Source organism: Aminobacter sp. P4_D5, from assembly GCF_056401815.1.
The window spans coordinates 1-20,973 of record NZ_JBFUIP010000097.1; the positions used below are offsets into that span (position 1 = coordinate 1).

The 20,973-nt window shown below is 63.4% G+C and carries 16 protein-coding genes and 1 pseudogene; 3 read left to right on the forward strand and 14 right to left on the reverse strand.

Annotated elements, in window-relative coordinates; genetic code table 11:
- Window positions 1-113 precede the first annotated feature (113 nt).
- The gene (rpmE, locus tag AC1DWF_RS19830; protein ID WP_476781915.1) at window positions 114-335 is read right to left on the reverse strand and encodes a 50S ribosomal protein L31; all 222 of its coding nucleotides are present in this window, start codon (window positions 333-335) and stop codon (window positions 114-116) included.
- Between the two features lie 188 nt (window positions 336-523).
- Between rpmE and AC1DWF_RS19835 the strand changes: the two genes are divergently transcribed.
- Entirely contained in the window at window positions 524-2,329 is a 1,806-nt protein-coding gene (locus tag AC1DWF_RS19835) for an ABC transporter transmembrane domain-containing protein (protein ID WP_476781914.1), read from the forward strand.
- A 12-nt stretch (window positions 2,330-2,341) separates the two neighbouring features.
- Here AC1DWF_RS19835 and AC1DWF_RS19840 read toward each other — a convergent pair whose 3' ends face one another.
- The 12 genes and pseudogenes from AC1DWF_RS19840 to AC1DWF_RS19895 form a co-directional block, all read right to left on the reverse strand.
- Entirely contained in the window at window positions 2,342-3,022 is a 681-nt protein-coding gene (locus AC1DWF_RS19840; RefSeq protein ID WP_476781926.1) for a nitroreductase family protein, read from the reverse strand.
- Between the two features lie 90 nt (window positions 3,023-3,112).
- A complete protein-coding gene (locus tag AC1DWF_RS19845; protein ID WP_476781913.1) occupies window positions 3,113-7,459 on the reverse strand; it encodes an autotransporter domain-containing protein in 4,347 nt (1,448 codons plus the stop codon).
- Between the two features lie 381 nt (window positions 7,460-7,840).
- Window positions 7,841-8,076 (reverse strand): annotated as a pseudogene (locus AC1DWF_RS19850) (FAD-binding protein); the annotation flags it as partial.
- A 149-nt stretch (window positions 8,077-8,225) separates the two neighbouring features.
- Window positions 8,226-9,710: a carboxypeptidase M32 gene (locus tag AC1DWF_RS19855; RefSeq protein ID WP_476781912.1), complete on the reverse strand. Its 1,485-nt coding sequence runs from the start codon at window positions 9,708-9,710 to the stop codon at window positions 8,226-8,228.
- Window positions 9,711-9,896: 186 nt separating this feature from the next.
- On the reverse strand, window positions 9,897-10,304 hold the full coding sequence (locus tag AC1DWF_RS19860; protein ID WP_476781911.1) for a hypothetical protein: 408 nt from the start codon (window positions 10,302-10,304) through the stop codon (window positions 9,897-9,899).
- Window positions 10,305-11,260: 956 nt separating this feature from the next.
- On the reverse strand, window positions 11,261-12,292 hold the full coding sequence (locus tag AC1DWF_RS19865) for a peptidoglycan -binding protein (RefSeq protein ID WP_476781910.1): 1,032 nt from the start codon (window positions 12,290-12,292) through the stop codon (window positions 11,261-11,263).
- Between the two features lies 1 nt (window position 12,293).
- A complete protein-coding gene (locus tag AC1DWF_RS19870; protein ID WP_476788179.1) occupies window positions 12,294-13,313 on the reverse strand; it encodes a MotA/TolQ/ExbB proton channel family protein in 1,020 nt (339 codons plus the stop codon).
- A gap of 199 nt (window positions 13,314-13,512) precedes the next feature.
- Window positions 13,513-14,202 carry a PAQR family membrane homeostasis protein TrhA gene (gene trhA / locus AC1DWF_RS19875; RefSeq protein ID WP_476781908.1) on the reverse strand — a complete coding sequence of 230 codons (690 nt, stop codon included), beginning with the start codon at window positions 14,200-14,202 and terminating at the stop codon, window positions 13,513-13,515.
- 72 nt (window positions 14,203-14,274) lie between these two features.
- Window positions 14,275-15,075 (reverse strand): inositol monophosphatase family protein, encoded by an 801-nt coding sequence (locus AC1DWF_RS19880; RefSeq protein ID WP_476781907.1) that lies wholly within the window; start codon window positions 15,073-15,075, stop codon window positions 14,275-14,277.
- 25 nt (window positions 15,076-15,100) lie between these two features.
- Entirely contained in the window at window positions 15,101-15,667 is a 567-nt protein-coding gene (gene efp / locus AC1DWF_RS19885) for an elongation factor P (RefSeq protein ID WP_476788178.1), read from the reverse strand.
- A gap of 103 nt (window positions 15,668-15,770) precedes the next feature.
- Window positions 15,771-16,895 carry a tetratricopeptide repeat protein gene (locus tag AC1DWF_RS19890; protein WP_476781905.1) on the reverse strand — a complete coding sequence of 375 codons (1,125 nt, stop codon included), beginning with the start codon at window positions 16,893-16,895 and terminating at the stop codon, window positions 15,771-15,773.
- A gap of 6 nt (window positions 16,896-16,901) precedes the next feature.
- Window positions 16,902-17,549 (reverse strand): thiamine phosphate synthase, encoded by a 648-nt coding sequence (locus tag AC1DWF_RS19895; RefSeq protein WP_476788177.1) that lies wholly within the window; start codon window positions 17,547-17,549, stop codon window positions 16,902-16,904.
- 174 nt (window positions 17,550-17,723) lie between these two features.
- Between AC1DWF_RS19895 and AC1DWF_RS19900 the strand changes: the two genes are divergently transcribed.
- Together AC1DWF_RS19900 and AC1DWF_RS19905 are read left to right on the forward strand one after the other, a co-directional pair.
- Window positions 17,724-18,494, forward strand: a complete 771-nt coding sequence (locus AC1DWF_RS19900; protein WP_476781903.1) for a sulfite exporter TauE/SafE family protein — start codon at window positions 17,724-17,726, stop codon at window positions 18,492-18,494.
- Window positions 18,495-18,546: 52 nt separating this feature from the next.
- Window positions 18,547-20,181, forward strand: a complete 1,635-nt coding sequence (locus AC1DWF_RS19905; protein ID WP_476841963.1) for an acyl-CoA synthetase — start codon at window positions 18,547-18,549, stop codon at window positions 20,179-20,181.
- 44 nt (window positions 20,182-20,225) lie between these two features.
- On the opposite strand, the gene AC1DWF_RS19910 is transcribed toward AC1DWF_RS19905, so the two are convergent.
- Window positions 20,226-20,777 carry a DUF2269 family protein gene (locus AC1DWF_RS19910; RefSeq protein WP_476782366.1) on the reverse strand — a complete coding sequence of 184 codons (552 nt, stop codon included), beginning with the start codon at window positions 20,775-20,777 and terminating at the stop codon, window positions 20,226-20,228.
- Window positions 20,778-20,973 lie beyond the last annotated feature (196 nt).

Below are 20,973 nucleotides of genomic sequence, written 5' to 3' on the forward strand. Positions count from 1 at the left end.
TCACGGGGAGAAGGTCCCGGCAGGGGGATGAGGGGCAGCAAAAGCGCCCTGCTTCAAGCAACAAAAAACCCGCCACAAGGGCGGGTTCTTGATAACAAGCGAAACGGGTCGGCTTAGATGCCGAGGCCTTCGTAGCGCTTCTTGAACTTCGACAGACGGCCGCCGCGATCGAGCAGGTTGTGGTGGCCGCCGGTCCAGGCCGGGTGCGTGGACGGATCGATATCGAGGTTCATCGTATCGCCTTCCTTGCCCCAGGTGGAGCGGGTCATGTAGTCGGTGCCATCGGTCATGACGATCTTGATGGCGTGGTAGTCGGGATGGATGGAGGCTTTCATCGCTCTGTTCCTGCTGTCATGGCGCGGCTTGCGCAGGTATCCTGCGGCGATGCGCCTCTTTCGAAAATTCGAAGCCACGGCTAGATAGGCCACGGCTTCAGAAACGGTCGGCGTGCCTATACATCAGCCGATTTCGAATCACAAGGCCGCGCAGCCGGCAAATGGGCCGCGACCGAGAAGGAAACACGATGGCGAACACCACAACGGCCGCAACCCAAGAGCGCCGGCGTTCGCTGCGCCCGCTGAGCCGGCTCTCGCCCTATCTCTACCGCTATCCCAGGCTGGTGGTTGGCGCGATCATTTCGCTGGTGGCCGCCGCCGTCACCACGCTGACGCTGCCGATCGCCGTGCGCCGGATGATCGATCACGGCTTCTCCAGCGCCGATTCGAACTTCATCGCCAAATATTTCGCCATGCTGGTGGGGATTGCCGCCTTGCTCGCACTGGCCTCGGCCTGCCGCTACTATTTCGTCATCACGCTGGGCGAGCGCGTCGTCTCCGACATCCGCCGCGACGTCTTTTCCCATGTCACCTCGCTGTCTCCCGCCTTCTTCGACACGGCGATGTCGGGCGAGATCGTCTCGCGGCTCACCGCCGACACCACCCAGATCAAGTCGGCCGTAGGTGCCACGGCATCAGTCGCGCTGCGCAACCTCATATTGTGCCTGGGCGCGCTCACCATGATGGTGGTAACGAGCCCCAAGCTGTCCAGCCTTGTGATTGCCGCCATCCCGCTGGTCGTGGTGCCCCTGGTCGCCTTCGGGCGCTCGGTGCGGCGCAAGTCGCGCGCAGCGCAGGATACGCTTGCCGACGCCACAGCCTTCGCCAGCGAGCAGATCGGAGCGATCCGCACGCTTCAGGCCTTCACCAATGAAAGACTGGTCACGGGTAAGTTTGCCGCCGCTGTCGAGACGGCCTTCGCCGCCGCCCGCTCCTCGGTGCTGGCGCGCGCGGTGCTGACCTTTTTTGCGATCTTCATCATTTTCGCTTCGGTCGTGGCGGTGCTGTGGTTCGGCTCGCGCGACGTACTCGAAGGCACATTGTCGCCAGGCACGCTCGGCCAGTTCCTGCTCTATTCGGTGTTCGCAGCCGGCGCCATGGGCAGCCTGTCGGAAGTCTGGGGTGATTTGAGTTCGGCTGCCGGTGCCGCCGAACGCATCACCGAGATCCTGGCTGAAAAGCCGACTGTCGCCGCACCGGCCTCGCCGGTCGCCCTGCCGGCCAAAAGCAGTGGCGCGATCGAATTCCGCGACGTGACCTTCTCCTACCCTGTCCGGCCCGACCGGGCCGCGGTGCACGGTCTGAGCTTCACGGTAAAGCCAGGCGAGACGGTGGCCATCGTCGGCCCGTCAGGAGCGGGCAAGAGCACCGTCTTCTCGCTGTTGCTGCGGTTCTACGATCCCGAGGCCGGCGCGGTCCTGATCGACGGCGTCGACCTCCAGAAGGCCGATCCGCAAGCCGTGCGCGACCGCATCGCGATCGTGCCGCAAGACGTCACCATATTCGCCAGTACGGCGGCAGAAAACATCGGCTTTGGCCGGCCCGGCGCATCTCGCGCCAAGATCGAGGCCGCGGCCAAGGCAGCCCTTGCCGACGGCTTCATCGAAAAGCTACAGGACGGCTACGAAACGCAAGTCGGCGAACGCGGCGTGACGCTGTCCGGCGGCCAGCGCCAGCGCATCGCCATCGCGCGCGCCATCTTGCGCGACGCGCCGATCCTGCTGCTCGATGAAGCGACCTCCGCGCTCGACGCCGACAGCGAAAGACAAGTGCAGATCGCGCTCGAGCACCTGATGCAGGGCCGCACCACGATCGTGATCGCGCATAGGCTGGCGACCGTGCTCAAGGCCGACCGCATCCTGGTCATGGACGGCGGCGCGATCGTCGAGGAAGGCACGCACCAGAGCCTTGTCGCCAAGGGCGGCATCTATGCGCGCCTGGCCAAGCTGCAGTTCGACGCCGGCGCCGACGCCTTCAAGGGCGCCGCGGAGTAGGCTGGCCAGCCCTCACAAAAACGTCGCGATCTCCGACAGCGGGCGCTTGTCCATGGCGTGCACGGGAATCGTGGCACCTTCCTTGGGGTAGCCAACAACCATCAGGATGTAGGGCTTGTCGTGCGGGTCGCGGCCGCAGATCTCGTTGAGGAAGCTCATCGGATTGGGCGTGTGCGTAAGCGTGGCGAGACCGGCGCGGTGCAGTGCCGCGATCAGGAAGCCGGTGGCGATGCTGACCGATTCCGGCACGTAGTAGTTCTTGCGCGTCACACCATCCGCCGAACGGCTCTTGCGCTCACCGAAGACGCAGATCAGCCACGGCGCCTCTTCCAGGAACGGTTTTGACGCATCGGTTCCGAGCGGCGCCAGGGCCTTGAGCCATTCCTCGCCGGCACGGCCCTCGTAGAAGGCGCGTTCCTCGACCTCCGCCGCCTCGCGGATCCGGCGCTTGATATCGCCGTCGCCGATGACGGCGAAGTGCCAGGGCTGGTGGTTGGCGCCGTTGGGCGCCGTGCCGGCAGCCATGATGCAGGTCTCGATGATATCGCGCGGCACCGGCCGCGTCGAGAAATCACGCACGGTGTGGCGCGTCCTGATCTCGTCGTAGAACGACTGCGCGCCGGCACGCATCTCCTCGACCGGTATTTCCTGGTAGTCGGGCAGCGGAACGGTGCGGTATTGAGCAACTGGCATGTTCATCAAAGCAACTCGCGGCAAAAGTGACGTCAAAGAACCGGCACATTCGGCAAAATGGCCGGCATCGTCAATCGCCAGAGTACAAGCCTAGAACTTCACCACCAGGCCGGCGTTGACGCCATGTTCCTGCGCGCTGTTGGCGATCTGGCCGGTGTAGCTCAGGCCAAGGCTGGCCTTGGGCGAGATCGCGACGTCGAACCCGGCTTCGAGCAGCAGGGCATTGCGGGCGATCGGCGTGCCGTAGACGGCGAAGCTGTCGCTGCCGGCAAAGGCAACAATGCTGCTCGGGTTGACGTCGCCGAAGGCGTGGCGCCAGCCCAGCCCACCGCGGACAGCGGCGGTGGTGTCACCAAGGCTGACGTCGGTTGCAGCACGCAGGCCGAGCGTCGTGGTGGTGGCATTGAAACTCGTGTGTGCGCTTGAAAGGGCTGCTGCTCCGCCCGTCTCGGAAAATGCGTCGGTCGAGGTGCTTACGTAAGCGAGGCCGGCGAACGGCTCGAAGGCGAGCCGGCCCTTTTCGACCCGGTAGCCCGCCTCGACAAAGGCCTGCGCGGTGCCGGCGTCGTAATCGGCATTCAGTGTTTCGCTCAGGCCGGGGAACGACACGTTGCGGCTGGTTTCAACGGCGTGCCAGCTGTAGGCAACCCCGGCACGCAGGCCAAGCGCACCCCAGTCGCGACCGCCATAAGCACCGAGATGGAAGTTGTCGCTCGAACCGGACGAGGCGCGACCGTCGGCGTCGAAACTGGTGCGGCTGTAACCGGCGAGCAAGCCGAGCCTTAAGCCGTCGCCAACGAAAGTATCGCCACCGGCAAGCATGCCACCGGTGTTCTGCTCGAAACCGGCGGCGTTGCCGTCACCGTCGACCGAACGCCAGTTGCCGAGCGCCTGGCCCCAGGCGACGAAGCGGTCGCTGTCGGCGGCGACGAATTCGGCACCGCCTTCGCCATAGGCCATGACTGGTAGCGACGATGCTGCAACATCACCGAATGCCGAGCAGATGCGGTTGGAGGCGACATCGCGCAGCTGGCCGCTGGCCTCGATGAAGCTGCCCGAAAGCGAGGCATGGACCTCGCCGGAGAGCGCGTTGAGTGCAGCCCGCACCTGGTTTTCGCCGGTCGACAGGATCAAGGCGGCGCGGATCGGATTGTTCAGGGCGAGGCCGTCCACCGCCGAGCCTGATGCAATCTGGTTGCGGCTTTGGCCGACATCGCCGACCGAAATGTCGTTGCGGCTTAGCGACAACGTCACGTCGTTGCCGTCGCCACCGGTGTAATTGATGTGGTGGTCGAGGAAGACCAGCTTGTTGAGGTCACCAACGGAGGCGAAGGTGCCGGCTACCGCCTCCGTGCCGTCATTGGCGATCAGCACGAAGGGGCCGTTGAGCACGTTCCATGCGGCGCTGGTGGGCGGCGACAACAGCAGGTTGAGCGCAGCCCCCGAAATGTCGACGGTGCCGTTGACGTTGAGCCTGTCGGTGCCTGATGGCGTCGCCTCGACCTCGAACACGCCGTGATTGGCATAGTTGCCGTTGATCGTCTGGGTGCCGACAGAATTGCCGGCGCCATGAGTGGCACCGGCATTGACCGTGACATTGCCGCCGATGGCACCGGTGCCGCCGAGCCGGGCGCCCGACTTGACCTCGACCGGGCCGAGGATCGAACCAACGCCGCCGACGCCAACGACCAGCGTGCCGGCCTCGACGCTCGTGCCGCCTGTGTAGGTGCTGGTACCGGAAAGGGTCAATGTGCCGGTGCCGGTCTTGACCAGCTTGCCGCCGGTGCCGCCGCCGTCACCTCCGTCCTGTATCATACCCTCGATCAACTGGCTGCCGCTCAGACCGCCAAGAGTCAGCTGCTTTGAACCAAGCAAGACATCGCCGGCGCCCTGAAGTGAACCGATCGACAGCCCCGAGGCGGTGAGGCGCGATATGTCAACGAGGCCTCGTGAATTGTTGGTGATCGACGCGGTGTCGGCGGTTGCGGTGTGGCGAAACAACACGCGCCCGCTTGAATTGTTGATGATTCTGGCCTGTCCGGCGCGGCTTGCATTGCGGAAGATGGTGTCGCCGCGATTGTTGACGATCGTGGCCTGGTCCGCCGTCGCGTCGTCCTGGAAGGTCGTGTTGGTACCTGCTTCGTTGGTGATGTTGGCCCGCCCGGCCGAGCCGTTGGATTCGAAAACCGTGCCACCGTCGCCGCTGTTGGTGATAACGGCCTGACCAGCAGTGGCATCCTGGGAAAAGGCCACCTTGCCCGAGGCGTTTGTGATGGTAGATGACCCGGCGGTGGCACCTGCGAATTCGACGGAAGCGTACCAATTGACATTGATTGTCGCGGTCGACGCGGTACTACCCGCCAAAAACCGGATGGAACCGCCATCACCGACGTTGGGGTCATTGCTCGAGGCGGCGGTAAAATGAAGCGAGCCGGCGCTGGTGCCGTTCGCAAAATTCAGTGTAGTAAGATTCCCCGCACTGGATGGGCCGACGGTCACCTGTCCGCTGCCTAGCGCACCGGTTGCGGCAACATTGACAGTGCCAGCTTCGATCTTGGTGCCGCCGGCGTAGGTGTTGACGCCCGATAGCGTTAGCGTGCCGGTGCCGGTCTTGGTCAGACCGCCCGCGCCGGTCAGCGTGCCCCGATAGCTGGTATTGGCGTTCTGATCGACGGTAAGACCAACCGCCCCCATATCCACTGTGCCGCCGCTACCCGACAGCGCCGACATGATGAGGTTGTAGCCATTCAGGTCGAGTATTCCGCCATTGACGGTATATGCGCGGCTGACGCCAAAGGCGCCTGCGTTGCCGGCCCGCAGCGTGCCGCCACCCACCGTCCAGTCCTGTGTTCCGATGCCGCTCAATGTCCAGGTGCCGCTACCGCCCTTCTCGAAACGCTCGAAACCCTGGAACGGGCCGGACGGGCCGATACGGGAGAGGTCGAATATGGCGGAATCCGAACCGTTGAGGAGAAAGCCGTTGCCGGTGCCCTGAGCCACAACGTTGCCGTTGAAGATGGAACCGCTGAAGATGACGAGTGTGTTGTTGTTGCCTGTCAGTTCGACTGCGTTGGCGCGGGTCGTACCATCGCCGTTGAGGCCGCCCGAAATCGTGCCGGAATTGCTCAGCCACAGGTCATTGGCTGTAATGCGTACGCCCACGCCCCCGGCGCCATGCCATTGGCTCGTGGTACCGGCATCCATTCCATAGACCCCGCCATTGCCACCTGTGATGGTGCCGGAATTGCTGATCTGGGCAGAGCCTGGATTGTTCTCGAAGACGATACCGTCGCCACCGGCGCCGCCGCCTTTGGTGAAGGTGCCTAAGTAATCCGACTTGCCACCATCACCGCCGGTGATCGTACCGCTGGCCTCGTTAGCGATTGCAACGTCCCTGTCCCAGCCCGGAGCGCCATACATGCGGATGCCGGCGCCACCGTCGCCACCGCGGCTGGGGCCTTCGGCACCAGCCCCTCCAACGATCATGGCCTGATTGAGGTGCCTTCCCCCATTGGCGAGCACACCTGCGCCACCAGCGCCACCGGCACCTGGATCCGTTGTAAACACGATCGCAACGCCACCCTGCCCGCCGGTAATCGAGCCGCTGCGATTGGTGAGGCTGCCTCCGTCAACAAGGAAGAGGCCGGCGCCACCGCCGCCGCCGTAGCCACCTGCCCCGCCGGCACCGCCTTCGATGATGGCACCGTCATTGTTGAAGATGTCCGAGAAATACTGGAGGACAAGACCGACGCCACCGCCGCCGCCGCCGAAACCGAATTCTCCTCCCTTGCCGCCAGTGACAAGATACCGGGGCAGCGAAAATGTTGACGCGCCGGACAAATAGACACCGGCCCCGCCGCCGCCCCCGCCGCTACCCCAGCCCCAGGAAACATCGCCGGATTGGCCATTTTCCCCGGCTCCGCCCCAGGAAGAGAGACCCGGATACTGCTGCCAATTGGACGGCCAGTAATTGCCTGATCCGCCCGCCCCGCCAGTACCGCCAGTACCTGGTCCCGACGACGAATTAAGCGGTGCCGAACCGCCGCCGCCGCCACCCTCCCATGGGTTGCCGCGGCCGCCAGCAGCACCACCTTTTCCAGGAGTACCGTTATTGGCAACGCCGCTGTCCTGGCCGGGCAGACCGCCATCGCCACCGGCCCCGCCCGCGTGTCCGGGGTGAGCGGATGAACTGGCGCCGGCGCCACCGCCGCCGCCACCGACACCGCCTGCGCCGCCGAGGACTACCGCACCGGGCCAGTCCGGACCGCCGCCGCCCGCACCGCCGCCGCTGGTAATGGGGCCACCCGCCTGAGCGGCAGACAGCGTGCCGATCAGTATGACTAGCACCGGCATGCTGGCCAGCGCCGCTTTGTTCGCGCCCGCCGTCGCTCGCGCAAGCAGCACGCCGGCGCGCCCAATGCCGCGCCATCCCGACATCCGCCGCTGCGCCGATATCGGGAAACGTTCAATCTCACAAGCGGTTGAAAGGGCCGTCGTTGCGAGAAGTACCTTAATTATGAATCRCATGATGCCCCATTGCTCGCTGTGCCGGCAAACTGTCACAGTGCCCATTGAACCCACAGCATCATCCAGCTCCCGCCGCCGCGTCGCTTACAATGCCGGCGCAGCCTGCTTGGCAGATGGCGGCCGAATTTTTAGATTGCGCAAACGGTAATGAAAATACGGCAGGTGGCGTAGTTCGACACGGCATGGCCGAGAAACGGCACACGGTGCCTCGGCACCACAAGCGGCCACGCACGGTCAATGGCACGAGACGCTACGGCCGCCGATGCACCGCTGCAGCCAGGGGTAGCTGGACTACCGCGCCACGTGCCTGCCGGCGCTGCGGTCGGAGAAGATGCAGCCGCCGAGGAATGCGTCTTCGAGCGCGTTGTAGCCGTGATAGCCACCGCCGCCGAAGCCGGCGACCTCGCCCGACGCATAGAGGCCGGGGACGGGTTCGTCATCGGCGCCCAGCCGCCCAAGGTCTTGCCTGTCCGCACGTTGAGGCGGACGGCGATCAGCGGGCCGTTCTGGGGATCAAGGATCTTGTGCGCCCCTCATCCGCCTGTCGACACCTTCTCGCCGTGAATGACGGGGAGAAGAGACACTGCCGCAACGCTAACGCTCTCTCCCCGTCCCTCATGGGGAAGGGCAAGGGTAAGGGGCAGCTTGTCCGCAGCGAACCGGCGAGGAGGATCAATCAGGCCCCGTAGCGCTTCTTCAGATGCGTGGTGAAATGCACTGCATTGAGCTTTTCGCCGGTGGCGCGTTCGAGCAGTTCGGGCGTCGACCACAGCGATGCCTGCGACCAGATGTTGTCGCGGCGCCAGTTGTTGACCGTCTCGAAATGGCCGCGCGCGATCTCATCGTCGACCAAAGGATGCGCCTTGCTCAGTGCTGCCCATTGCTGGGCCGCCATCATCGCGCCCAGTGTATAGGACGGGAAATAGCCGAAGGCGGCACTTGGCCAGTGCACGTCCTGCATCGGGCCGTCGGCCGGGTTGTCGATGGTCGACAGGCCAAGATATTCGCGCATCTTGGCATCCCATGCCTCGGGCAGGTCCGACACCGACAGGCGGCCCGAGACAAGCTCCTGCTCCAGCTCGTAGCGCAGGATGACATGCAGCGGATAAGTGACCTCGTCGGCGTCGACGCGGATCAGGCCGCGCTCGACATGGTGCACATGCGGCAGGATTTCGTCCATCGACCAGCGCTCGCCAAGGTGCTGTTCGACCAAGGGCAGCGCCCAGCGCCAGAAGGACGGATTGCGGCCAAGCTGCTTTTCGACGAACAGGCTCTGGCTCTCATGCACGGCCATGCCACGCGCCTTGCCAAGCGGCCAGTGTGACCAGGCCTCGGGCAGGTTCTGCTCGTAAAGCGCATGGCCGGTCTCGTGCAGCACCCCCATCAGCGCGGACAGGAAATCGGAGGTCTTGTAGCGCGTGGTGATGCGCACGTCGGACGGCACGCCGCCGCAGAAGGGGTGGTGCGACACCGACAGGCTGCCGCGCGTCAGGTCGAAACCGACAGCGCCCATCATGGCAAGCCCAAGTTCGCGCTGGCGCTCGATGGCGTAGATGCCGGACAATGCGCGCACCGGGGTTTTCGCCTGACGCTCTGCCTGGACGGCCAATGCTTCGGGCACGAAGTCTTTCAGGAAGGCCTTGAGGTCGGTGAAAACAGGCGTGATATCCGCAGTGCGGTTGCCCGGATCATATTGCTCCATCAGCGCGTCGTAGGGGGCGAGGCCAAGCGCTTCGGAACGCAGGGCCGCTTCCTCGCGGACAAGCGCCACGATGCCTTCGAGCGCCGGCTGGTAACCAGCCCAGTCGTTCTTGGCGCGCAGGTCGCGCCACAGCTGTTCCGAGCGAAGCCGGGCGGAGGTCTGGCGTTCGACGAACTCCGACGGCAGACAGGTCATGTTGGTGTATTGGCGGCGGAATTCGCGCAGGGCGAAAACCTGTTCTTCGTTCAGTGCCTCCGTCTCGGCGGCATCGATCCAGTCGGCGATCTCGGGCGCGGTGGCCTGGCGGTGGTGCATGCCGGCGAGTGCCGAAAGCGCCTCCGCGCGCTTGGCGCCACCTCCAACAGCCATGTGCGTCGCCTCGTCGGCACCCAAAATGGCAAGCGCGTGTTCCAGCGCTTCGAGCTTGCGGCCGAGTTCGTCGAGCTTTGCGAAGGACATGGTGATTCCTCTGTCTCAAAATCGCGGCGAGAGGATACCAATCCGGTCACAATCGCAAGACAGTTCGAATGGACCAGCCCTTGCGGGGACGGCAAGTTGCGCGCACTTTGGCTTGGCTGGTAGCCGACGCAAAAAGTGCGCCCCCGGATCGCTCCGAGGGCGCAAGGCTTGGAAATTCACTGGTTGTCAGCGGCCGGCGTCGTGGCTGATCTGGCCATCGAGGCTGGAGACCTCCGACTGAAGCTGACTGTACGTACCTGCAGACAACATGCCGCCATAGCCTGCGTCGCTCACGGCAGTTCGGCGTATCGCTGCGTCCTCGCCCCTGAGTTGGCGCGCCTCGGCTGTGCTGATCCGCTTCATATGCCGATCGTTGGCAATGCGGGCGTCGTCATTGCGCAGTTCGGTGAGGATAACGCCAACCGGGTGGACCTGTGGCTGTCCTGAAATTGGCAATTGCGAACCCGTGACATCACCGCCACTAGGGGAACCTTGAGTCTGGGGCCCCATCTCATGGTCCCTTGCAAGGGCGGAGGCCATCGGAGCGGAGATGAGGAGTGCGGCAAGCGCCGCCTTGAACATCATAGAGCGCATGTCTTGCGTCTCCTAGAACTGTGGGGCGGCTTTCGCCCCAGCATTGCGATCCGTCTAGAAACGTCGAGTCACGGTGGGAGGCCATCGCCGGCGTTTCTCGGACTGCATCTGGAGTCTAGGTCACGCTCCGAACGAAGCATAATTAAGAAAAAATAATTTTTGGATCCGCCACAAGGACCACGATTGCGGCACACTGGCCACAAACCAGCCACACATGGGGCAGGCACGTTTCACACGAAATCTTGATCTGGCGTGAGGTGAGCTTGATATCGATGCGGCGGTTGTTGGCGCGAGTGACCAGTGCTGCCCTGGAAGTCTTCAGGCATCGCCATCAAGTGCCCGAACGACAAGGAGGAGACTACCACAATGGCAGCCCCCTCCAATTGGTTCATATACAGATACAGMTTTTGATCAGCACCTTGTTGTTATGGGTTTCGGCGCAGGCCGAAACCCGGCAGATCACCGCGACGTCGGCGCACAATACCAGGCAGCATGCCCCGGCATGCAAGCCGAGCGCGGCTGGCCGGAGATCGGCAGTTGCGACCCGGTATTGTCGTTTTCGCCCAGGCTCTGTGATGCTTCACGCGAATGCGACCGTTCGTGACCACCGCCGGCGTGATCGTGTCCACCGCGCGCGAATGCGGTGGCCATAGGAGCGGAAACGAGGACTGCAGCTAAAATCGCTGTAAATGCCATAGAGCGCATTGTTGCGACTCCTGAAAATGCCGGGCGGCGAACCGCCACAGCGCTAGCTGTCCGTCAAGAAGCGTCGAGTCGTGGTGGGAGGCCGTCATCGGCGTTTCCCGGACTTGAACCCGGATTATAGATCTGGCGGAGGCCGGAGCAAAATTAAGAAAAAGTAATTTTGGAGTTTACTCGATCTACCCCAGTCAGGGCTGGAAACATCGAGCCGATGCCCTATGTACAAATGGCCAATTCGTTCACGAAATCTTGATTCACCGTTCCGTGAGCTTGAGTTCGATACGGCGGTTCTTGGAACGTGCCTCGGCGGTGTCGCTTTCGTCAAGCGGCTGGAACTCGCCAAAGCCAGCTGCGACGAGACGGTTGGCCGGAACGCCGTTTTCGATCAGGAACTTGACCACCGAGGTCGAGCGCGCCGAAGACAGCTCCCAATTGTCGCGATAGCGGCCCGTGCCGGACAGCGGGATGTTGTCGGTGTGACCATCGACACGCAGCACCCAGTTGATCTCCGGCGGGATTTCCTTCTGCAGCTCCAAGATGGCGTCGGCGAGTTTTTTCATCTCGCCCTTGCCGGCCTCGTTGATCTGCTCGGAGCCGGTCGGAAACAAGACTTCCGACTGGAACACGAAACGATCGCCGACAATGCGGATGTTTTCGCGGTCGGACAGGATCTCGCGCAGGCGGCCGAAGAAGTCGGAACGGTAACGGTTGAGTTCCTGCACGCGCTGGGCCAATGCGACGTTCAGGCGGCGCCCGAGATCGGCGATCTTGGTATTGGATTCCTTGTCGCGGGTCTCTGAAGCGTTGAGCGCGTCTTCGAGCGCGCCGATCTGCCGGCGCAGGGCCGAGATCTGCTGGTTGAGCAACTCGACCTGGCTGAGTGCGCGCTGGCTGATCTGGCGCTCACCTTCGAGCTCTCCGGTCAGCGAACCAATGCGCGCGTTGGCCTCGGCACCGGCGCCCGAGCCTTGGGAGAGCAATTGCTCAAGCCGGCTTTTCTCGCTCTCGGCAGCCGACAGGGACGCCTGCAGATTGGCGAGCGCATCCTCGGTGTCCTGGGTGTTGGAGCGTTCGAGCGCCAAAAGCTGGGTCAACTCATTGATCTGCGAATTGAGCCGGGTCAGCACCTGGTCCTTGCCCGAGATTTCGCGGCTGAGCAGAAACTGCGCCAGCACGAAGACCGAGAGAAGGAACATGATGGCCAAAAGCAGCGTCGACAAAGCGTCGACGAAACCGGGCCAATAGTCGATGCGGCGGTCGCCGCGCCGCCCGCGCGCCAATGCCACCTTAGTGCACCCCTTCCTTCTTCAGGGCGTCGGCGATCTTTTCCAGCGTAATGCGCATCGCCTTTTGCTCGTCCGACTGCGCCTCGACCCAGTCGCGCATGATCTGCTGCTCGGAGCGCATGTTCTTGACCAGGCCGGAGATGCCGTCGGCCAGATTGGCCATGGCAGCGGCAACGCGCGGGTTCGACCCGCCGTGCTCCTGCATGTTGCGCAAGCGCTCGGACAGCACGCGGATTTCGTCGGAAGAGTCGTTCTTGGCATCAGCTACGACCATGTCGGAGGATAGGTCGGTCACGCTGGAGAGCCAGTTTTCCAACTCGGTGTAAAAACGCGTCTGGGCGCGCCCGGCCTGGAGGTCGAGGAAGCCGAGCACCAAGGAGCCGGAGAGGCCGAACAGCGACGACGAGAACGCCGTGCCCATGCCTTGCAGAGGTGCTGCAAGGCCAGCCTTCAGCGATTCGAGCACGGCAGAGGCGTCGCCCGTGCCGGGATCGAGCGACTGGATGGTTTCGCCGATCGAACCGATGGTCCCCAGCAGGCCCCAGAAGGTGCCAAGCAGGCCAAGGAAGACCAGCAGGCCAACGAGATAACGCGAGACATCGCGGCTTTCGTCGAGACGGGTGGCGATGGAATCGAGCATCGTCCGCATCGAGTTGGTTGACAGCGCCATCGCCGAGGAACGGCCAAGCATCGCCTTCATCGGCGCGAGCAGCACCGGGTGCGTGGCTTCGGAGCCGGCGCGGAAGGAGTTGACCCAGCGCACTTCGCGGAACAGGCGGCCGACCTGGACAAAGGCGAGCCCGATACCGATGACAAGCACGCCGATGATCAGGCCATTGAGCCCGGGATTGGTGACGAAAGCGCTGGAGATCTGACGCGTCAGGATCGCCGCGATGAARGCGACAATCGCCAGGAAGATGATCATCGTCAGCAGGAACACCTGCGGAGAGGACAGGCGGTGCGGATCGTAGTTCAGCACATCGGAGCCTTTGCCCACCCCGAGAGATTTCAACAATGCCATCGGCGCCCCGGTTCTAGTTCCCTGCAATTGGAGCCCGCGTATCCGTTCGGACGCGCATGGGTGATTCCATCGCTTTGAAGTCTACGCGCCGCACTTTTGGGAAGTTTCGGCGCGATGCGTTAGTGGACTACGACTGTAAGCGGAAATGTGACGAAAATGAAAGACGCTTGCGCGCCCCGCCCCTTCGATCGCGTTGCAATCAGAGCCGCGCCACCACAAGGAGGTCGATCATCGCCGCGACATGCAACCCAGCGCCGGTGATGACGAAGCTATGCCAGACGGCACTTTGGAAGCGCAGCCGCTGCCAAGTGTAGAAGACCACGCCGCAGGAATAGACCATGCCGCCGGCAAACAGCAGCCACAGCGTGGCGGATGGCAAGGTGGCGATCAGCGGGCGCAGGATGACGACCCCGCTCCAGCCCATTGCGAGATAAAAGGCGATCGCCAGCCGGTCGAGCCGTCCGGGCAAGAAGAGCTTGATCGCCATGCCGGCGATGGCCGCCGACCAGACGATTCCGGCCATCAAGCTTGCAGTGACACGATCGTCTAGCTGGACGAGGAACGGCGTGTAGGTCGCGGCGATCAGCAGGTAGATGCCGGCATGGTCGAAGCGGCGCAGCACCCATTTTGCCGGCGAGATCGGCCACAGATTGTAGACGCACGACACCGACAGCACGGTGAGCAGCGCCACCACGAAGACCACTGCGGCGAGATATTCGCCGGTGGCGGTGTGGGAGGCGGAGATCGCCAGCAGCACCGATCCGGCGGCGACGGCAAGCACGATGCCAATCGCATGGACGATGCCGTCGGCAATGAGTTCCGCACGCGAATGGGTGAAGCGCCCGACAAAGGGCACAGCAATCTCAGGCTTGCGGTGATTGTCCGTCATGATCCGTCCCTGCGCGGCCCTTAATATGGGCAGCAGCACGGAACGAAGGCAAGAAGCCTGCGACGCGGCGGATCAGCGCGGCGTAACCGGCCGCTTCAGCGTCTTGATGAGCGCGCGGTGGATGGTTTCGTTGCCGGCTACAATCGAGCCGCCATCGAGCATGTCCTGGCCGCCCTTGTCGTCGGAGACAAAGCCGCCGGCTTCACGCACCAGAAGGATGCCGGCAGCGACGTCCCAAGGCGACAGCGCGGTTTCCCAGAAACCGTCCATGCGTCCGGCAGCGACGTAAGCAAGATCGAGTGCGGCCGAGCCGAGACGGCGGATGCCCGCGACTTCGCCCATGACGTTGCGCAGTTCGAGCAGGAAGTTGCCGTGATGACCGCGACCGAGATGCGGCATGCCGCAGCCGATGACGGCATCCGACAGCTTGGTGCGGCCGGAAACGCGCAGGCGGCGATCGTTGAGGAAGGCGCCACCACCGCGCTCGGCGGTGTAGAGCTCGTCCATCGCCGGGTTGTAGATGACCGCGGCGACGATCTGGCCCTGACGTTCCAGCGCGATCGAGATCGAAAACACCGGAATGCCGTGCAGGAAGTTGGTGGTGCCGTCGAGCGGATCGACGATCCAGCGGTGCTGGTCGTCCTCGCCGGGGACAACGCCGCGCTCTTCCATCAGGAAGCCGTAGCCGGCGCGCCCCTTCGACAGCTCGGCAAACAAAATGTCCTCGGCCTTGCGGTCGGCCTGGCTGACATAGTCGCCCGGGCCTTTCAGCGAGACTTGCAGGTTTTGCACTTCGCCGAAGTCGCGAGACAGCGAGCGGCCGGCCTTCATAGCGGCCTGCACCATAACATTTAGGATCGCTGAACGCGCCATGATCTAGAACTTTCCGTTGCCGTGCTCAGTCCGCGCGGCGGACGTAGGTGAGCTCGTTGGTGTCGACAATGATGCGCTCGCCCGAAGAAATAAAGGGCGGCACAAGCACGCGGACGCCGTTTTCCAAAACTGCCGGCTTGTAGGACGAAGCAGCCGTCTGCCCCTTCACCACCGGATCGGCTTCGCTGATCGTCAGCGTCACCTGGTCGGGCAGCGCGATACCGATCGGACGCTCGTCATAAAGCTCGACCGTGACCATCATGCCGTCCTGAAGGAACGCGGCGCGATCGCCGACGAAATCCTTGAGCAGCTCGAGCTGTTCGTAGCTGGCAGTGTCCATGAACACCAGCGCATCGCCCTGCTCGTAGAGGAACGAGAAGTCCTTCTGCTCGAGGCGGACCTTTTCGACCGTCTCGGCCGAGCGGAAACGCTCGTTGAGCTTGGTGCCGTTGATGAGGTTCTTCAGTTCGACCTGATTGTATGCACCGCCCTTGCCGGGCTTGACGTGATTGGTCCTGACCGCCACCCAGAGGCCGCCGTCATGCTCGATGACGTTGCCGGGACGGATTTCGTTGCCGTTGATCTTGGCCATGGTTGGGTTCCGGAAGAGAGGTTTGCGCCGGAAGGGGCGCTATCGGCGCCTCCAAGACCACAAAACGGCTTTTTAGGCAAGAGAAGTCGCGATTTTCGCGATATCAGCGAATGCGGTTTGCGCGCTCCAGCGCCTGTTTCATCTCGACATCGGTCAGGCCGCGCAAGAAGTCGTCCATCTCCGGATCATTAAGCCCGGCGCGCCGAGCATTGATGTACCAGGCCGCGGCGAGAATGGAATCGGGATCGACGCCGATGCCGCCCATGTAAAATTTAGCGAGACGGTTCTGGGCGGCAACATTGCCGCCATCAGCCGCGAGCTTCATCCAGCCGAAAGCCGACTTCAGATCACGCTCGCCGCCGCGCCCGTCGGCCATCCAAAGCCCGAGGTCGAACTGGGCCGAGTCATAGTTCTGCCTTGCGGCGCGCACGAGCAGCAGGCGTGCCTGCTTGTCGTCGCGGCGCTTGCCGCCAACGCCGTTGGCATAGACCTCGGCCATGGCATATTGCGCATCCGCAAGCCCTGTCGCCGCCGCCCGTTCATAATAGGGAACTGCCTTTTCCAGGCCCTTGCCCCCCGGCTCGCGCTGCACCAGCATCTGGGCGTAATTGAACTGGGCGAGGCGGTTGCCGGCTTCCGCCGCCGACTGCATCAGGGCGCTGGCAGCCTTGTCGTCGCGGGTGACATAACGCCCGTCGAGCAGCAACAACGCATACTGGAACTGCGCTTCGGCAACGCCTTGCTCGGCGGCGCGCTCGTACCATTTGGCCGCTTCGCCATCATTGCGCGCCACGCCCAGGCCCCGCGACAGGATTTCGGCCACCAGGGTCTGCGCGGCAGCATCGCCAGCCTCGGCGCGCGGCAGCGCCAGATTGTAGGCCGTCATGTAGAGGCCACGCTGGAACGCGCCATATGCCTCATCGGAAGGCTTGCCGCCAAAACGATTTGGGTCGATGCCATCAGGCGCCTTGGCTGCCGGATTGGCACCGAGATCGGGGGCTCCCGCCGGCGCCGGAGCGGCAACAGGCGCTGGCAGTGGCGCGGGCGTCCTGTCCAGCGGCATGGGCGCTGGGCCGAAGCGGTTGGGATCGATGGGGTCGATCACCTTGCCGAGCGAAGGAACCGCACCATGGTCGGACGGCGGAATCGGTGCGCTCTCGACAGCAATCGCGGGCTCGAGCCCAAAGCCCAGGCACAGCAAAGCGGCGAGAAAGCGCGAACGATTCATTGATGGCTACTCCTCGAAGCGCGGCGCGGTTTCGTCGAGCAGCGCATTGGCGCGGGCCACCGCCTCGCGCGGGTCGATGCCTTCGCCGAACACCGCCGACGATAAGGCAACAAACTCGACGCCTGTTTCCGCAACCGCCTGCACTGAAGCGATGTCGGAGCCGGCCATGACGATGCAGGGAATCTCGATCATCTCGGCCCACCACTGGCCAAGCGAAAGGTTGCGCGAATGCGGCTCAGGCTTGTTGTCGTAACCGAAGCGACCAAAGAAGATGTAATCGGGCCGCTCCTCGCCAAGTTCGAGCGCATCGTCGCGCGTCTTGGCGCCGCCGACGCCGACCATCATGCGCTCCTGGTAGTGTTCGACGGCTTCGGCCAGCTCCGCCTTCTTGCCTTCGATATGAATGCCGTCGGCCTGGACGCGGCCGGCAACGCGGGTGTCACCAGCAACGACCACGGCCACGCCGGCCGCGCGTGCGGCGACGGCTACCTTTTCGGCAAAGCTCTGGAACGAGGCTTCATCGACGCCCTCGCCCGGAAGGATGAGTGAAGCGACGTCGCCGCCGGACAAAGCCGCCTCGACATCCCCGGGCGAAACCGTAGGCGGCGCGATCAGCACGATGCGGCAGCGTTTGGGCGGCTTGTTTGCGTTCATGTTCTTCGATCCGGGTGCTTGACGCCTATGCAAGGCGATCATGTTTGCATTGGGGCATAGAACAAAGTGCCGCCGTTGAACAGGACGCGCGGCACTGCCCAAGCATATCAAAAGATTGGCGCGGCACTCGCCAACATCCAGCGATCCAGCTATCTCCGGGGAGAAAGGTCGCCCATGACTTCGCTTCTGCTTGATCCATGGTTTTACGCCGCCGCCGTGCCGGCGGTGATTCTCGTCGGCCTGTCGAAGGGCGGCTTTGGCGGTGCGGTCGGGTTTGTCGGCGTGCCGCTGATGGCGCTGGTGATCTCGCCGGTGCAGGCGGCGGCGATCCTGCTGCCGATTCTCATCTTGATGGACGTGGTGTCGCTGTGGACGTGGCGCGGCGTCTTTGACCGCACGATCCTCTGGCAAATGCTGCCGGGGTCGATCATCGGCATCGGCATCGGCTGGCTGACGGCATCGGTGGTGACAGCCGACAATGTACGTTTCATCGTCGGCGCCATCGCCTTCGCGTTCGTGGCGCGCTGGCTCTACACCAGCATCCGCCACGGCGCCGACCACAAGGCCGAGCCGAACCGCATCGCCGCCGCCTTCTGGGGCTCGATTGCCGGCTTCACCAGCTTCGTCGCCCATGTCGGCGGCCCGCCCTTCCAGGTCTACACGCTGCCGCTCAGGATGGACCCAAAGGTGCTCACCGGCACAAGCGTCATCTTCTTTGCCGTGACAAACGCCATCAAGCTGGTGCCCTACTTCGCGCTTGGCCAGTTCGGCACAGCCAACCTCGCCGCCTCGCTGGCTCTGATGCCGCTAGCGCCCTTGGCGACACTCGCCGGAGCCTGGCTCGTCAGGCGGATGCGGCCGGAGATCTTCTACCCCTTCACCTACGCCACGGTGGCAATCGTGGCGCTGAAATTGCTCTATGATGGTGTGGTCGACTTTCTGTGAGGATGACCGGGCTCGGGCGAACTAGATTCGCAGCGACAAGGGAGAAAACGTCATGGGAAAATACGAGGAACACCTCGACAAGAACCCAGCCAATCACCAGCCGCTGACGCCGCTGAGCTTTCTCGAACGCGCGGCCAAGACCTTTCCCGACCAATTGGCCATCATCCACGGCAGCCAGCGCACAAGCTATCTTCAATGGTGGCAGCGTTCACTGAAGCTTGCCTCAGCACTGGCCAAGCAAGGCATCGGCAAGGGCGACACGGTAAYGGTGATGCTGTCCAACACGCCGCCGATGTTGGAAGCGCATTTCGGTGTGCCGATGACCAAGGGCGTGCTTCATTCCCTCAACACGCGGCTCGATGCGGCGATCATTGCCTTCCAGCTCGACCATGCGGAGACAAAACTTCTGATCGTCGATCGCGAATTCTCAAGCGTGGTAAAGGAGGCGCTGGCGCTGGCCACGGTGAAGCCGCTGGTGGTCGACTATGATGATCCCGAATACCCCGCAGATGCCCCCTACCCCAAGGGCGAACGCATCGGCGCCATCGACTACGAGGACTTCGTCGCATCGGGTGACCAGAATTTCGCCTGGTCGATGCCCGACGACGAATGGGACGCGATCTCGCTCAACTATACCTCGGGCACGACAGGCAATCCCAAGGGCGTGGTCTACCATCATCGTGGTGCTGCGCTGATGGCCTATACCAACACCATCCACGCCGGCATGGCCAAGCACGCCGTCTATCTCTGGACGCTGCCGATGTTCCACTGCAACGGCTGGTGCTTTCCCTGGACGCTGGCCGTGCAGGCCGGCACCCATGTTTGCCTGCGCTGGGTGCGCGCCAGGCCGATTTACGATGCCATCGCCGACCTTGGCGTAACGCATCTGTGCGGAGCGCCGATCGTGATGTCGGTGTTGATCAACGCCCGCGACGAGGAAAAGCGGGAGTTTCCGCAGCTCGTCACCTTCAACACCGCCGCCGCCCCGCCGCCCGAGGCGGTGCTCTCGGGCATGGCCGATGCCGGCTTTGCCGTCACCCACCTCTATGGCCTGACCGAAACCTACGGACCTGCCGTCGTCAACGAATGGCATGGCGAATGGGACGGACTGGAAAAAGGACCGCGTACGGCAAAGAAGGCCAGGCAGGGCGTGCGCTATGCAGCGCTTGAAGACCTGACCGTGATGGACCCGGAAACGATGGAAAAGACGCCTGCCGATGGCGAGACCATCGGCGAGGTGATGTTCCGCGGCAACATTGTCATGAAGGGTTACCTCAAGAACAAGAAGGCCACCGACGAAGCCTTTGCCGGCGGCTGGTTCCACTCGGGCGATCTCGGCGTGATGCATCCCGACGGCTACATCCAGATCAAGGACCGCTCCAAGGACATCATTATTTCTGGCGGCGAAAACATCTCGTCGATCGAGGTCGAGGACGCGCTCTATAAGCATGGCGCCGTCGCCTCGTGCGGGGTCGTGGCGAAGCCCGACGACAAATGGGGCGAGGTGCCGGTCGCTTATGTCGAGCTCAAGCCCGGCAAGACGGCGACCGAAGCCGAGATCATCGAACACTGCCGTGGCCTGCTTGCCCGCTTCAAGGTGCCCAAAGCAGTGATCTTCGCCGAGATCCCCAAGACCTCGACCGGCAAGATCCAGAAATTCCGCCTGCGCGACATGGCCAAGGGGTAGCCGGTTTTCGAGGGCGGCACCCTGTCGGACGCCGCCTTGGAGCGTTAGACAGTGGCGGCCATCGAGGGACGCAAGCCATCGAAGGCGGCCCAGAGACCGACGACGAAGACAGCAGCCATCGCCAGCTGGATCGGCAGGTCGGACGGCATCGGCTTCAGCACCATGTCGGCAACGATGATCAGCATCATGGCATAGTCGAAGCGCGCGACCTTGAGGATGCGCCGGCCCTGATGGAGGGCGGCTGGCGTTACACCGTCGCGTGCGATGATCGCGGCCATGCGGTCGGCCGTGGGCTTGAACACCAGCGTGCCGATCAGGAAGGTCGTCACATATCCGGCCAGCCCGATCATGATCCAGAGATCGCCGAAGCCGACCCAGAACCAGCACATGATGAGGCCGAGCGCGAGGGTTACCAGCGATGCCGGTGCAAACAGCCTGTTGCCGAGTTCGCCAACCGAACGCATCGCCTGCAGCATGCCCCCGACATCGCCGGCACGGTCGGCGCGAACGGCAAGGAGCATGAGCGCGAAACCGCCACCGACCCAGATGACGGCGGCTATGACGTGCAGAAACTTGACGAGAGAGTACCAATCCATTTCCGAACCTTTCCAATCCGGTTTTTGCGAAAATGCTTCAGCTGATTTAGCCGCCGCTTATTTTCAGCGCCGGCAGATAGCATCGGCGCTGTTTCGGYATTGTGTCGGCGAGAAGAGGCGGATGTTTCGGCGGGCATATCAGCAAGGGCTGACATATGGTAATTCTCGCACACGCCGTTTGGGGACGGCGCATGTC

Coding starts and splice junctions, on each gene's coding strand:
- rpmE (WP_476781915.1), bottom strand. CDS start 335: ATGAAAGCCTCCATCCATCCCGACTACCACGCCATCAAGATCGTCATG.
- AC1DWF_RS19835 (WP_476781914.1), top strand. CDS start 524: ATGGCGAACACCACAACGGCCGCAACCCAAGAGCGCCGGCGTTCGCTG.
- AC1DWF_RS19840 (WP_476781926.1), bottom strand. CDS start 3,022: ATGCCAGTTGCTCAATACCGCACCGTTCCGCTGCCCGACTACCAGGAA.
- AC1DWF_RS19845 (WP_476781913.1), bottom strand. CDS start 7,459: ATGTCGGGATGGCGCGGCATTGGGCGCGCCGGCGTGCTGCTTGCGCGA.
- AC1DWF_RS19855 (WP_476781912.1), bottom strand. CDS start 9,710: ATGTCCTTCGCAAAGCTCGACGAACTCGGCCGCAAGCTCGAAGCGCTG.
- AC1DWF_RS19860 (WP_476781911.1), bottom strand. CDS start 10,304: ATGCGCTCTATGATGTTCAAGGCGGCGCTTGCCGCACTCCTCATCTCC.
- trhA (WP_476781908.1), bottom strand. CDS start 14,202: ATGACGGACAATCACCGCAAGCCTGAGATTGCTGTGCCCTTTGTCGGG.
- AC1DWF_RS19880 (WP_476781907.1), bottom strand. CDS start 15,075: ATGGCGCGTTCAGCGATCCTAAATGTTATGGTGCAGGCCGCTATGAAG.
- efp (WP_476788178.1), bottom strand. CDS start 15,667: ATGGCCAAGATCAACGGCAACGAAATCCGTCCCGGCAACGTCATCGAG.
- AC1DWF_RS19890 (WP_476781905.1), bottom strand. CDS start 16,895: ATGAATCGTTCGCGCTTTCTCGCCGCTTTGCTGTGCCTGGGCTTTGGG.
- AC1DWF_RS19895 (WP_476788177.1), bottom strand. CDS start 17,549: ATGAACGCAAACAAGCCGCCCAAACGCTGCCGCATCGTGCTGATCGCG.
- AC1DWF_RS19900 (WP_476781903.1), top strand. CDS start 17,724: ATGACTTCGCTTCTGCTTGATCCATGGTTTTACGCCGCCGCCGTGCCG.
- AC1DWF_RS19910 (WP_476782366.1), bottom strand. CDS start 20,777: ATGGATTGGTACTCTCTCGTCAAGTTTCTGCACGTCATAGCCGCCGTC.